11 protein-coding genes are annotated in these 14857 nt (G+C 37.8%); 1 reads left to right on the top strand and 10 read right to left on the bottom strand.

Translation table 11 applies throughout. The features are described 5' to 3' along the window. Window positions 1-2: 2 nt before the first annotated feature. The 4 genes from CBF33_RS03200 to dnaE form a co-directional block, all read right to left on the bottom strand. Entirely contained in the window at window positions 3-1457 is a 1455-nt protein-coding gene (locus CBF33_RS03200; protein WP_126761547.1) for a S41 family peptidase, read from the bottom strand. 141 nt (window positions 1458-1598) lie between these two features. Next, complete coding sequence (pyk, locus tag CBF33_RS03195; protein WP_126761544.1) at window positions 1599-3359, bottom strand: pyruvate kinase; 1761 nt, start codon at window positions 3357-3359, stop codon at window positions 1599-1601. A 53-nt stretch (window positions 3360-3412) separates the two neighbouring features. Then, window positions 3413-4375, bottom strand: a complete 963-nt coding sequence (pfkA, locus tag CBF33_RS03190; protein ID WP_126761542.1) for a 6-phosphofructokinase — start codon at window positions 4373-4375, stop codon at window positions 3413-3415. A 143-nt stretch (window positions 4376-4518) separates the two neighbouring features. Further along, entirely contained in the window at window positions 4519-7845 is a 3327-nt protein-coding gene (dnaE, locus tag CBF33_RS03185; RefSeq protein ID WP_126761540.1) for a DNA polymerase III subunit alpha, read from the bottom strand. Window positions 7846-7977: 132 nt separating this feature from the next. Here dnaE and CBF33_RS03180 point away from each other — a divergent pair, with 132 nt between their 5' ends. Continuing rightward, entirely contained in the window at window positions 7978-8160 is a 183-nt protein-coding gene (locus CBF33_RS03180; protein ID WP_126761538.1) for a DUF2929 family protein, read from the top strand. A gap of 36 nt (window positions 8161-8196) precedes the next feature. Here the strand turns inward: CBF33_RS03180 and CBF33_RS03175 are convergent, their stop codons facing one another. From CBF33_RS03175 to aroA, 6 genes are all read right to left on the bottom strand, one after another. Next, window positions 8197-9414 (bottom strand): multidrug efflux MFS transporter, encoded by a 1218-nt coding sequence (locus CBF33_RS03175; RefSeq protein ID WP_126761536.1) that lies wholly within the window; start codon window positions 9412-9414, stop codon window positions 8197-8199. Window positions 9415-9528: 114 nt separating this feature from the next. Next, window positions 9529-10947, bottom strand: a complete 1419-nt coding sequence (locus CBF33_RS03170; protein ID WP_126761534.1) for a glycoside hydrolase family 1 protein — start codon at window positions 10945-10947, stop codon at window positions 9529-9531. Window positions 10948-11114: 167 nt separating this feature from the next. After that, entirely contained in the window at window positions 11115-11963 is an 849-nt protein-coding gene (locus tag CBF33_RS03165; protein ID WP_126761532.1) for a DegV family protein, read from the bottom strand. Window positions 11964-12047: 84 nt separating this feature from the next. Beyond that, entirely contained in the window at window positions 12048-12998 is a 951-nt protein-coding gene (locus CBF33_RS03160; RefSeq protein WP_126761530.1) for an LCP family protein, read from the bottom strand. 61 nt (window positions 12999-13059) lie between these two features. Then, the gene (locus tag CBF33_RS03155; protein ID WP_126761528.1) at window positions 13060-13578 is read right to left on the bottom strand and encodes a shikimate kinase; all 519 of its coding nucleotides are present in this window, start codon (window positions 13576-13578) and stop codon (window positions 13060-13062) included. Next, on the bottom strand, window positions 13575-14855 hold the full coding sequence (aroA, locus tag CBF33_RS03150) for a 3-phosphoshikimate 1-carboxyvinyltransferase (RefSeq protein WP_126761526.1): 1281 nt from the start codon (window positions 14853-14855) through the stop codon (window positions 13575-13577). The genes CBF33_RS03155 and aroA overlap by 4 nt, the downstream gene beginning before the upstream one ends. Window positions 14856-14857 lie beyond the last annotated feature (2 nt).

Genomic DNA, 14857 nt, shown 5'->3' with positions numbered 1-14857 from the left:
GATTATTCACCCTTCTCACTTGATGATAACAGTGTTTCAATAGCTTTATCATATTGCGGATCGTTATCTTTTAATTTTTGAATCACTGCCATTTCAATCGCATTTATCGTATCACGATTGGCAATGCCCGTTGCGCTCAAATCATGCTCTTCCTGGAAACGTGTTACAGCTTCTTGGGTAGCTGCATCAAACACTTCGCTCTCTTGACTAACCTCATAATCTAATCCAGCTAACATGCCATTTAATAGCAAAACTTGCTTCCCTTCAGCACCAAATTGATAGGAATTTTCTTTATCCATTGGATTTAAATAAGCGTAAAATGGATAGCGACTTTCAATGGTCGGTTTCAATCCCTTTTTGTGAATCCAATTCCCTTTAGGTGTTAACCATTTGTTCGTCGTCAGCTTTAATTCACTTTCGTCTGTAATAGGTTGAATACTTTGCATAGTTCCTTTTCCAAAAGTCTTCGTTCCTATTACTGGCATCTTGGCTGCTTCTTTAATCGCCGCTGCAAATATCTCAGAAGCACTAGCACTTTGCTCATCCACTAATACCACAACAGGCTCTTTCACTTTATGACCATTATCTAGCTTTTTATCCGCTTTAATCTCTTCTTTTTCACCATTTTTGTTTTCAATTTGTAAAATAGTCTGACCGTCTTCAACAAACATGCTTGCCATTGACAAGACAGCTGTCAGTAAACCACCTGGATTTTTTCTCATATCAATAATATAAGAGTTTGCTCCTTGTTTTTTCAAGTCAACCAAAGCTTTTTCAAAATCCGCAGCTGTGTTTTCACTAAATGTCGTCACTTGAATATAACCAACTGTTGGCTGTTCACTGTCGATATGAGCAAAAACAGATTCTACTGGAATCTTATCTCGGGTTAAAATCACATCAAAAACATCCGCATCACGTTGAATCGTTAACGTCACGTCCGTTCCTTTTTTCCCGCGTATTTTTTTTACTACGTCTGTTAATTCTTCATCTTTTGTTTCTTTTCCATCTATTTTTAAGATTAAATCATTCGCTCTTAATTGCTTTTTCTCAGCTGGTGTATCGGCGATAGGTGGTTCCGCAATCATTGGCACACCGTCTTTAATCGTCATAACGGCTCCAATCCCTTCAAAACTTCCAGAAATAGTATCATCAAGCGATTGTTTTTCTGCACCAGAATAGTATTCTGTATACGGATCATCTAGGGCATTGGTCATTCCTTTTATAGCACCTTCAGATAACTCTTTAGGCGACACTTTTCCAACATACTGGCTCATAATCTTTTGATAGGTCATCGCGACTTCCCCTAAGTCCCCACCAATCTCATTTAAAATTGCTTCTTGACGCTTTCTCGAAATGATTTGATAACTCGCTACCGTTGAAACTAACGCAACAATTAAGACCGTCACAACTAAAATAATCACATGACGTTTGAAGGAAATTTGCTTCTCTTCTTTCATGGCTATCCCTCCTATTTGACCTCACTCATAATTCTTTTATTCTATCATCTCTTTCCTAAAATAGAAAGTGACACTCTGACAATGATAGAAAAAAGCTAGGAGAAACTAAGTTCTTCCTAGCTTTTGATTTCCAATTATCGATTAATGAGAAATTGCTGTTTCACCTAAGTAGATGTCGCCACGTTTTGCATCAATCGTAATTAAAGTATCATCTTCAATAATTTCTGTTGCATTTTCAGCTCCAACCACAACTGGAATTTCTTTTGCAATTCCAACGACTGCAGCATGAGATGTTAAGCCGCCTTCTTCGACGACTAACGCACTTGCTAATTCAATAGCTGGCATATAATCTTTATCTGTTGTTTTCACAACTAAAATACACCCTTTTTCAGCTTTGCGCACTGCTTCTTCTGCTGTTTTTGCGACAACAGAGTTTGCAACAACTGATGTATCACCGATTCCTTGACCTTCTAAAAGTTTTGAACCGATAAATTGAATCTTCATCAAGTTTGTAGAACCGCGTTCACCAACTGGAACCCCTGCTGTAATGATAATCATGTCGCCTTCTTTTGCAAATCCACGGTCTTTTGCAATTTCTGTTGCCATGTTAAACATTTCATCAGTCGATTCTGGTTTTTCTGTTACAACTGGGAAAACACCCCAAGTTAACGCCAAGCCGCGTGCTTTACGCTCATCAAATGTAATCGCAACAATATGAGATTTTGGACGATATTTTGAAATCATCTTAGCCGTATAGCCTGACTCTGTTGCAGCCACAATTGTTTTAACGCCTAAGTTACGTGCCGTATGTCCTACAGATTGACCAATAGCTTCTGTCATATCAGATTGGCTATATTTTTTAAGGGCAAAAGCATCTTGATCGACAAGCGCTTCTTCTGTACGAACCGCGATACGTGCCATTGTTTCTACCGCTTCAACTGGATAATCCCCTGCTGCTGTTTCACCAGATAACATAATAGCATCTGTACCATCGTAAATCGCATTAGCAACGTCACTTGCTTCCGCACGTGTTGGGCGAGGGTTATGTTGCATAGAATCTAGCATTTGTGTTGCTGTAATAACTGGTTTACCTAATTGATTACATTTTTTGATTAATTCTTTTTGTGCGACAGGTACTTCTTCAGCTGGAATTTCTACTCCTAAATCACCACGAGCAACCATTAAGCCATCTGAGATTTTTAAGATGCTGTCAATATTGTCAACACCTTCTTGGTTTTCAATTTTTGAAATAATTTGAATATGTGTAGCATTTTCTTCTTCTAAAATTTCAGTAATTTCTAACACATCGCTAGGACGTCGTACGAAACTTGCAGCGATATAATCGATATCTTGTGAAATACCAAAGCGAATATCTGCTTCATCTTTTTCTGTAATACCAGGTAAGTTAATAGAGGCGCCTGGGACGTTAACCCCTTTTTTATTTTTTAATACACCTTCATTTAGAACTTTTGTTACAATTTCGCCATTTTCGTGGTCTAATTCTAAAATCTCTAAATCTACTAATCCGTCATCTAGTAAAATATGACCGCCAACTTCAACATCGTTGATTAGCTCAGGATAGCTAATTGAAAAACGCTCGTGATTTCCTAAGACTTGTGTCATAGAAACTCGAATCGTATCACCAGAATGTAAAGCAACCGCTCCATTTTCCATATCATGTGTACGAATTTCTGGACCTTTCGTATCTAAAAGAATCGCGACACGCTTGCCTGTTAATTTTTCAGCTTCACGAATATTTTTGATGCGGTTACCGTGTTCTTCAAAATCTCCATGTGAGAAGTTTAATCGACAAACGTTCATCCCTGCATTCATCAAGGCTGATAACGTTTCAATTGATTCACTTGCTGGACCTATCGTACATACAATTTTCGTTTTTTTCATTATTAACGCTCCCATTTATGTATATTTAAAATCATTAATGATTGTCTGACTAATTAAAATGAAATTTCTTTATTGATTTGATATAGAGATAAATCAGGTTTATGTTTGCCGTTTTCTAAGGTATCAATAATATCGTTGGCAACAACTTGATTATCTTGCATACCGATACACAAGCCGCCTTTTCCTTGTTTTAACAGTTCAACTGCTTCCCAGCCGAATTTACTTGCTAACACACGGTCTCGCGCTGTTGGTGAACCGCCACGAACGACATGCCCTAAGACAGACACGCGCGCATGGAAATCTCCATGTTCTGATAATTTCTCTGCGAAGTCATGACCTTTCATGACACCTTCCGCTAAAATAATCAGACAGTGTTTTTTACCACGGTCACGTCCGTCTTGTACACGTTTGGCTACATCTGCCATATCAAATTCTTTTTCTGGAATAATAATATCATCCGCACCACCAGCAAGTCCTGCCCACAATGCGATATCGCCTGCGTCTCTTCCCATTACTTCAATAATGAATGTCCGAACATGAGAAGTAGCTGTATCACGGATTCTATCGACTGACTCCAATACTGTATTAATCGCTGTATCAAAACCAATTGTAAAATCTGTTCCTGGAATATCATTATCGATAGTTCCTGGGATACCAATCGCAGGGAAACCATGCTTCGTTAATGCTAAAGCACCGTGGTATGAACCATCTCCACCAATAACAACTAAACCGTCGATTTCAAATTTCTTAAGTTGTTCAATCCCTTTTAATTGTCCTTCAACTGTTGCAAATTCAGGGTAACGAGCTGAATATAAGAATGTTCCACCACGTTGTACAATATCTCCTACATCTGATATTTCAAGTTTTCTAATATCTCCGGCAACTAAACCTGCATAGCCATAATTGACACCAAAGACTTCAATGCCGTCATGAATAGCTTTTCGTGTGACTGCACGAATAGCAGCGTTCATTCCTGGTGCGTCTCCGCCACTTGTTAAAATTGCAATACGTTTCATCCAGTTTTCACCTCATATTTATTATACGCAATATACTTAAAGTTATTTTTACTTTAAATCTATTTCCACTCAACATTCTACCATTTTTTTCTGAAAAAGTCTTTGAAAATGAGAATAAAATTGAAAATAATCACACACTGTCTTTATCGAAAGACGACATTTGTTTCTCCTAGAATATAGGATAACTCTTTTTTGGTCACTTGAGTATCGGAAACCCAAAATTCGTCACTTAATACAAATTTTTGGTCACTTTGTTCGACATAAACGATGATGGGCGTAATGCCACTATGTTTTTTAGCAATCGCTTTGATTGCCGCTAGGTCTTCCTTCTCATTATGGCCTTTTTCTATTTTCAGATAACAAATTTGTTTTCCTATCTTTTCATCAAATGCTGTGGCTAGCTGTATTTCTGACGCAAGCACTTGCTTTTCTTGATTGTAACGACTTTCTTCTACTTTTCCTTGAACAAGAATCACTCTATTTTCTTCTAGTGATTTTCGTTCTTTTCGATAAAGCTGTGGAAAAACAGTCAGTGATATTTCTCCTGTTTCATCACTCACGGTCACAAATGCCATAAATTCCCCCTTTTTCGTTTTAATTTGACGAACTTGCTTAATATAACCTAACAACCTTACAGGCTTTCCGATTTCAACATCACTTATAGAGACGCACTGTTGCATCATTTTTAACACACGATATTCTTTAACTGGATGTCCAGATAAATAAACACCCACTAGCGCCTCTTCTTGCGCTAATTTTTCAGATAAATCATAGTCAGCTACTCGTTCTTTTTTAAGCGTCATCATCTCCAATAAATCCAGACTACCACCACTTATCAAGATATTTTTCAAATGGCTCTCTAAATCGACCACTAACTGACGTCTGTTTTGGTGAAGCTTGTCAAATGCTCCTACTTGTATTAAAGGTAGAATATAGTCCTCTTTTAGCCACTTATTATCAATTCTAAGAAGAAAATTATCTAAACTAGTAAAAGGACCATGAGCGCGACGTTCTTCCACAATATTTTGAATAAAGTCACGGCGAATACCTTTAAGACTACCAAAACCAAAGCGAATCGTGTTTTTTTTCAAGGTAAAACGAGCGAAACTCTCATTAATATCAGGCCCTACTACTTTTACTCCAGCTTTTCTTGCATCTTGAATATAGAGAATGACTTTTTGGTTGTTATTTCTAACAGAAGACAGTAAAGAGACATAAAAACACGCAGGATAATGCACCTTAAAATACGCCATTTGATATCCAACAAATGAATAGGCCATTGCGTGTGAACGGTTAAACCCGTAATTAGCAAACTTTTCAATATATTGATAGACAGTCTCTGCCGTTTTGCTGGAATAGCCTTGACGAGTGGCACCTGTGATAAACGCTTGTCTTTGCTCGAGCATAGTATGTTTGATTTTTTTACTAATCGCTCGTTGTAAAATATCGGCCTGGCCAAGAGAAAAGCCCGCCATTTTTGATGCGACTTGCATGACTTGCTCTTGGTAAATCATTACCCCATAAGTTACATCTAAAATGTCTTTTAAACTGTCATCTGGATACTCTATCGGTAGCAAACCATGCTTTCTTTTAACAAACAAATCGATGTTTTCCATCGGACCAGGTCGATATAACGCATTCACAGCGGCAATGTCTTCAATCGAAGTGGGTTGGACTTGCCTTAACACATGACGAATACCATTTGATTCAAACTGAAAGACACCGACCGTTTCTCCTTTTTGAAATAAAGCTAGCGTTTTAGGATCGTTCATCGGAATTTCATGATGATTAATCTCTTGACGATAGTGATAGCGAATATGTTGCATTGTTTCATCTAAAATCGATAAATTTCTAAGTCCTAAAAAATCCATTTTTAATAAACCAACAGCCTCAACATCATGCATTGTAAACTGAGTTAAAGGAATTTCTTGACTACCTGCCATCAATGGGACAAACTTTGTTAAAGGCTTATCACTAATAACGACTCCGGCTGCATGAGTGGACACATGACGAGGTAGACCTTCTAACACACGAGCGATTTCATATAATTGTTGATTGCGACCAGAAGTCGCGACTAGCTCTCGCAATTCTTTGGACTGCGTGTACGCCTCGTCTAACGTGATTTTTAATGTGTTAGGAACCGCATTTGCCCATTGGTTCGCTTCGTTTTGGCTCAAGCCAAACACACGTGCAACATCTCGTAAGACCATTTTAGCCGCCATCGTTCCAAATGTGGCAATCTGCGCCACATGATTCGCTCCGTATCGCTGATAGACGTATGTCAATACCTCATCTCGACGATTATCAGGAATATCTAAATCAATATCTGGCATAGTATGTCTTTCCGGATTTAAAAAACGCTCAAAAAGCAAACCGTATTGAATCGGGTCGACATCGGTTATTCCTAATACATAAGAAACAAGTGACCCTGCTGCTGAACCACGACCGGCGCCCGTAACAATCTTTTCTCGCCTGGTAAACGCCATGACATCCCAAACAATTAAGAAATAATCATCAAAGCCCATTTGATGAATAATGGTTAACTCTTTTTCTAAACGCTCCTCATAAACAGCTAAATCTCCTGAAACACGTTCAGGTAAAAACTGGTAGCAAAGCGTTCTAAGATAACTGGCAGCGGTATCCGTCGTTGGTACATCAAAATGTGGTAATAAAGATTGATGCAGTTCTAACGTAACATTACATTCGGCAACGATTTTTTTTAAACAATCTAAAACATGTTTGCCAAATAACTGCTCATAAGTTTGCGCAAAAATCGTCCCCTCTGTTAGATAGTAAGGACCATTTTTTTCCAATTCATCCCATTGTAAAGTATTCCCCTTTTGAATACTGTCCATTACTTCTACAGCCATATGATGTTCAGGTAACAAATAGCGATGCAAAGGTAAAGGAACAGTATTTAAACGTTCGTTATGATAAAAAGATAGTAGCGCTTCGCTTGACTCACGCGATTGATATAGTGCCAACCCACCATAAATGTCTTTTGAAGGCACTTTCTTTTTCAACTGACTTAACCATGTTTGAGCCTGCTTGATGTCACCTTTTTCAACCAGAAAACTAATTTCTGACCCTTCAGGAGGAAGTAAGACAATCATTTCTTCAAAATAATCCATGTATTCATACACAGTTGAAACTGATTCGGATAGTTGAATTTTAGAAGATAAACGCATTAAATTTTGATAGCCACGTTGATTTTTTGCCAGAAGCACGATATCAAATGTTTCAGAACTTGACTCCCCAGATGGATACCGTAATGTCATACCGTAGAGCGGCTTTATCTCATACTTCTCACACGCTTTCTTTAAATCCAACATACCGTGCATGACATTGATATCTGTCAATGCAACAGCTTGATACCCTTTTTCACTTGCCAATGCCACGTAACGCTCAATCTCAATCGTACTTTGAAGTAACGAATAGGCTGAAAATGTTTGTAAAGAAGCTAGCACCATTTCATCACTCCTTACTCTTATTATAAGTATTATATCATGAACCTGTTCGTTATGTCTGAGATAGTTCTTTCATCTCTTTCTTTTCTTTTAAAGAAGATTGTGCTAAAATTATCTTGAAAAGAGGTGGCTTAAATGCGATTTGTAACAGTACTTATCTGGTCTCTGATTATGGGACAAATGATTGCTTATCTTGGAGCCGCACTAGGCGGTTCTCATTTCACTCCATTTGCAGCTTTAATTGGCTCATTCGTTTTAGCCCTAGCTGTCTTTATTTTAGGTGAAACATCACAACCAAAAAAAACCACGACAAAATAAAAAATCGCTATCTAGCGATTTTTTTATTTTGTCGTATTATTTACTTTCAAGACGTGAGAAACTCTTTTTCCCAATCGTGCCTCTAAAATTTACATAGGAAACTAATAAGTTAAATAAAATAAACATTCCCGTTACAATAAAGACTGCGCGGTAACTAAACGCCATAGCAACTGTAGATCCTACAAGTGGTCCCATCACTTGCCCCATATTTTGTGAGACTTGGTTATAAGCAAACACACGACTGACGCCTTCTCGAGGTGTCACTTTACTGATAATCGAGTTAATAGACGGCATCAAGGCACCGGTCGAAAAGCCCATTAGAAAACGTAACATGCCGAGTTGAAAAGGAGTCTGCACGAGCGACATGGGTAAGATACATAGCATAAACGCTAACAGGCCTAGCATTAAAACGTTATGATTGCCATAACGGTCCCCTAGCTTTCCTAAAAATGGCGATGCAATAAACGCTGATACACCTGCCACTGACACAATCATGCCACTAATTAATAAAATATTCGGTTGATTACCGCCAATTTCTGTGATAAACACCGTTAAAATCGGACTGATACTTGTAATTCCTAATTGTAAAATAAACGTTGTAATAAACAAACCAAATAATAACGACGGTCGCTCCATGTTTTTGAAGAGTTCTTTAGTTGGCGTGACATTTTCTTTTTTGACTGGTACAAAATCTTCTTTGATATAAACTATAGTAAGAATTAAAGAGATGAGTAGAATACCTCCAGTAATTAAGAAAACATTACGTATACCAAATGTCTGAGCTAAAAAGCCACCCATTAAAGGACCGATTAAGTTACCAGCCACTGCTCCAGTGGAAAGTGTTCCCAACGCCCAACCATTTTTTTCCGGTGGGACTTGAGAAGCAATCATCGCCGTGGCATTAGGAATATAGCCTGATAAAACTCCAGTAAACGTACGCATGATTAATAAGGTGTACACATCTTGAACAAAAGCTAAAGCGCCCATTGTAATCGTCATACCTGCTGCTGCTCGAATCATCATCAGTTTGCGACCACGACGATCAGCCAAACTTCCCCAAATTGGTGCGAAGATAGCCGCTGCCAAAGCCGTGACACTTATCGCCAGTCCAGCATAAAAATCAGCGCGATCTTTAGGTGCTCCCAATTCCCGTATATATACCGGTATAAAAGGCATAACAAGGCTAAAACTTGCTCCTGTGAAAAAACAACCAATCCATGCAATATATAAATTTCTTTTCCAATCCAATTTCATCAAATCGCTCCAATAATAGATAGTAGCTAATATTATACACCTACTTGCCATGAAAGAACACTAAACTGCTATTTAATAACAAAAACCACCAGACATCATCTAGTGGTTTCCAAACTAAGATAGACCATTTTCATTAATGACGCGCTGATACCATTCAAATGATTTTTTCTTGCGTCGATCTAAAGTCCCGTTTCCTTCATCATCTAAATCAACATAAATAAATCCATAACGTTTAGACATTTCTCCCGTCGAAGCACTGACAAGGTCAATACAGCCCCATGGCGTATAGGCAAATAAATCTACCCCGTCTTTTTCAATCGCTAAGTACATTTGCTCGATATGTTCCTTTAGATATTCGATACGATAATCGTCTTGAATATTTCCGTCTTCATCTACCACGTCAACCGCACCTAAACCATTTTCAGAGATGTAAAGAGGCACATTATAGCGTTGATATAAATCATTTAACGCTATTCTTAAGCCAACGGGATCAATTTCCCATCCCCATTCACTTTCTTTTAAATACGGATTTTTTGTTCCACCAAAAAAGTTTCCATGGGATTTTTCTAACTCTGGATTTCGACTATAAACAGCTGACATATAGTAACTAAATGATAAATAATCTACAGGATGTTGTTCAATAAGTGATAAATCTTCTTCCGTCATATTGATTGTGATACCTTGCTCTTCAAAGAATTTTAAAGCATAGGTTGGATAGCTCCCTCGAACTTGAACATCATTACAGAAATAATTAAATAGACGATTTTTAATATCACGTTCCATCACTGTATCCGGATGGCAATCATATGCGTACATTGTCGCATAAATACTCATACATCCCACTTTTAATTCAGGATTTAATTCATGAGCAATTTTAGTTGCCATAGCACTTGCTACAAACTGATGATGCAACGCTTGGAAGTTTTCTTCCATTGTGGCGTTGCGCATCGCCGTACTAAAAAATGAACCAAATACACCTGTATTAATTTCATTAAATGTCATCCAATATTTCACTTTACTATGATAACGCGTTAAAATCGTGCGAGCATAGCGTTCAAAGAAAGTAATAAGCTGGCGATTTTTCCAGCCTCCATACTCTTTTACTAAATGTAAAGGTGTTTCATAATGTGACATCGTAATAGTTGGTTCAATGCCATTTTTTAACAATTCCTCTATCACATCATCGTAAAATTTTAGTCCAGCTTCATTAGGCTCCAGTTCATCGCCATTTGGAAAAATTCTTGCCCACGATATAGACATGCGGAACGTTTTAAACCCCATTTCAGCAAACAAAGCAATATCTTCTTTATAACGATGATAAAAATCTATTCCTTGATGATTAGGATAGCGGTATTGAGAGTGGTCAATTTCAAGAGGGAAATCACCTGACATTAATAACGCTAATCGTTCTTTTCCTCCAGGTGAAATATCCGCAATCGTCAGTCCTTTTCCACCTTCTCTATATGCTCCTTCCATTTGATTAGCAGCTGTCGCGCCTCCCCATAAAAAGTCGTCTGGAAATGTTTTTTTCATATTTCGTTTCCTTTCATGTTCACTATATTTATTACGAATGTTAAACGAACAAACGTAACATCGTTACACCTGTAACTATTATAACGTACGTCAAAAAATAACAAAAGAAAAAACTAGCCTTAAAAAAATAGACTAGTTTTTAAAATATAAATAATATAATAGCATTCTTATTTAGGCGCCCAGGCAAAGCCAATCGCTTTTTCCCCTAGATGCGTCCCGATAACCGGCCCAAAATACCCTATCTCAACTTCTATACCGGGTATTTTTTCTTCTAATTGAGCTTTTTCTAATAAAGCGACTGATTCATTATTTGCATGAATCAAGTAATACTGATAGTCGCCTTTTCCTTTTTTAATGTGTTTTGCGACAATATCTTCTGCTCGATGAAAAGCCTTTTTTGATGAACGAATCTTTTCAGATAAGACAATATCACCATCATCAAAAGTTAAAATCGGTTTTATTTTTAATAAACTTCCAATCAATGCCGCTCCATTACGTAAGCGTCCGCCTCGAACAAGGTTATTTAAATCATCAACAATTAAAAATGCACGCGTTCCTTCGCGAATGTACTCAAGCTTCTCTAGTATATCGTCGATAGGTTGATTCGTTTGGCTCATCTCTAACGCGACTTCTACCATATGTCCCATCGGCATACTGGTTATCTTCGAATCAAAAGGTACCACTTCAATCGTCTCAATTCCCGGTGCCATTGAAATCAGATTATTAATAAAACCTGATATACCTGAAGATAAATGAATACAAATCACTCGGTCATATCCTTTTTCTCCGAGAGAATTTAATATTTCTAAATACTCACCTATTGAAGGTTGCGACGTGGTGGGAAATTCCTTGCTATTGTTAAGCAAAGTATAATAATCGTTGGCATCAATATCGATGCCTTCATTATAAATTTTACCATCTAAAATAACTGGAATCGGCACGACATAGACATCAGGATGTTGCTTTATTTCGTCCGACAGAAATGCGGTACTATCTGTAACTATTGCCGTCTTCATATAATAAACTCCTCTTTTTTACTCATTACGTTCGGATAAATTATATCACATTTGTTTTTTCAAATAAATGTTTATTCCTTATCCTTACAGAAAGTCATCCAATGCTTGTAAATTTTGTTCTTGGTTAAATTCGACTACGCTGCCGATGTCATCATAATTTTGGAATGAGAAACTTCCTTCAACAGGGACTGATAGTTTTTCTAAGGCTTTATTTTTACTTAAAATAAAATCTTTGACAATCGTCGGATAGACATTCGCTTTCAGATTGGTACTAGCATATCCTTGTGCCATACCTATTGTTTCAGGGACATGGGCAATATTTTTAAAAGAAAGTCCTTGATGCATCATAGCCGTTAAGACTTGTTGTTGTCTTCTCACACGACCAAAATCTCCTTCTTCATCCATACGAAAACGAGCATAGGCTAGCGCTTCTTCACCAGTTAACCGTTGATTTCCTTGTTTTAACTCAATTCCGTCAACTTCAATATCTTTTTCAACATTTAATTCTAAACCATTGGTTAGTAAGGTATCAACAATTTTAGGAAAAGATTCAAAACTCATCACAACATAATATTGACTTGTCACACCAAAATTAAGTTTTAACGTTTCTCTGACTAATTCAGGACCACCATATGCGTACGCTGCATTGAGTTTATTCCACCCATAACCAGGAATTTCCACAAATAAATCACGCATAAACGATACCATTTTTGGTGTACGTGATTTTTGATCGTAACGAGCTAGTACAATGGTATCCGCTCTGCCTAAATCACTTCCGCGAGAGTCACTTCCAAGCAGCAACACATTTAAGCCCCCTTTAGGACTTTTTTCCCCATTAAATGCAACAGGTGGTAAGGTTTCAATCTTATCATCATGTTGTGCTGTTCGTGCTCCTTTTTTATATTCATACATAAAAAAAGCTGCCGATAGAATTAAAATAAGTAAAAGAAATTTAGCAATAGTTTGAGCGATACTCATGTTTTGCCCAGTTACCTTTTTATGAGGTTTGTTTTCATGTCTTGACATACGTGACATGTTCTCACTCCTTTATTGTTGCGTATTTTCTTTATTGTACACTAAAATCGCTAAAATTGACTCAGACGAAGGTCTTATCTTTCAAAAATAACATGATTCGTTTCGCAACCACGTCTGGCTGCTCACTACTATAAATAAACCAATTATCCGTTACTTCATAATAGTAAGCGAGACGATGACGATAAAGTGATAAGATATCTGCAGGAGTTTGTTGTTTAAGCAAAGGACGTGTGGCTTGTACATCTTTATTATTTAGACGTTTCATTAGATAGGCCTCTTCTAACTCCAATCCAATAACATTCTGATGTTTTTTTAACAAAGTACGTGAAGCGTTATGCGTCACTATTCCCCCGCCTGTCGCGATGACTACGGGTTTATTTTGCCAGTGTTTTAAAGCTTGGCACTCACATTGCCTAAAATACGCTTCTCCCTTTTCATCAAATAACGTGCTAATTGATTGTTTCTCTTGTTTTTCTATCCATTCATCTAAATCGATAAACGGTTGTTGTAACATTTTTGCTAACTCTTGACCAATCGTACTTTTCCCCACTGCCATAAAGCCTATCAATATAATGCTCATGTCAACACCTCTGTAACATTATCTAGGTCATTTAAAAAATCAGGATAAGAAATATTAATGGCTTCTTTTTCTTCAATTTCTATCGTTTCAGACGTTAATAACTGAGCAATAGCTAGCATCATCCCAATACGATGATCTCCACAACTCGAGACTACCCCACCATGAAGTGGAGTCGGTCCTTTCACTATCATGCCGTCTTCTGTAGAGATGATATTAGCTCCTAAACGTTGCAACATAGTCACCGTTGCATCAATCCGATTCGTTTCTTTGACTTTCAACTCACTAGCATCCGCAATAATCGTTTCCCCATGAGCTTGCGTTGCCATTAAAGCAATAATTGGGATTTCATCTATCAATGTGGGAATCAACTCCCCGTTGATAATCGTACCAGTCAAGCGCGTATGGCGTACTTTAAGTGTGCCCATACCTACTTCTTCATCCACTATCTGATACTTTCCCCCCATTTTTTCAATCACTGTTAATAACCCAGTACGAGTCGGATTTAATCCAATCTGACGTAAGATAAGTTCGCTACCTGGTAAAATTAAACTAGCGACAATAAAAAACGCTGCCGATGAAAAATCTCCTGGAATGTTGAGGGTCGTTCCGTTTAATGACTGGGGCCCTTCGATTCGAATTTGTTTATCAGCGACTTCCAAACATCCACCAAATAGTGGTAACATTTCTTCCGTGTGATTACGCGACGCTACTGGCTCCTCGATAACTGAAAGTCCCTCTGCTTGTAATGCCGCTAAAATTAAGGCTGATTTCACTTGTGCACTTGGAATAGGCATGCGATAAAAAAGTGGTCGAAGTGTGTCGACGCCTTTTAATGTAATAGGCGCACATCCTTGTTTTGCTAAGCTTTTCCAGCCAATTCCCATTGAACTTAATGGTTCTAACACACGAGCCATCGGACGATTATTTAACGACTCATCTCCTGTTAACGTATAGTCTTCACCTTGACCGGCTAACATTCCCCACCCTAATCGCATAGTAGTCCCGGAATTTCCGACATCAATAGGCGCTTTTACAGTTTGAAACTTCTTATACCCTTTACTTTTCACCCATGTGATTTTTTCTGATTGTGTCACCTCAACTCCTAGTGAACGGCAAAGATGAATACTAGATTGAACATCTTCCGCCATTAACAATCCTTCAATTTCCGTACATCCTTCTGCCATAGCACCTAATAACAACGCGCGATGTGAGATAGACTTATCACCTGGAACTCTTATTGTTCCTTTTATTCGTTTGGAAAATTTACTATCTGTCATCT

The organism is Vagococcus lutrae, from assembly GCF_003987555.1.
GTDB lineage: Bacteria > Bacillota > Bacilli > Lactobacillales > Vagococcaceae > Vagococcus_A > Vagococcus_A lutrae.
The sequence above is the reverse complement of the archived record's forward strand: the minus strand, read 5'-3'. Positions and strand labels throughout refer to the sequence as shown.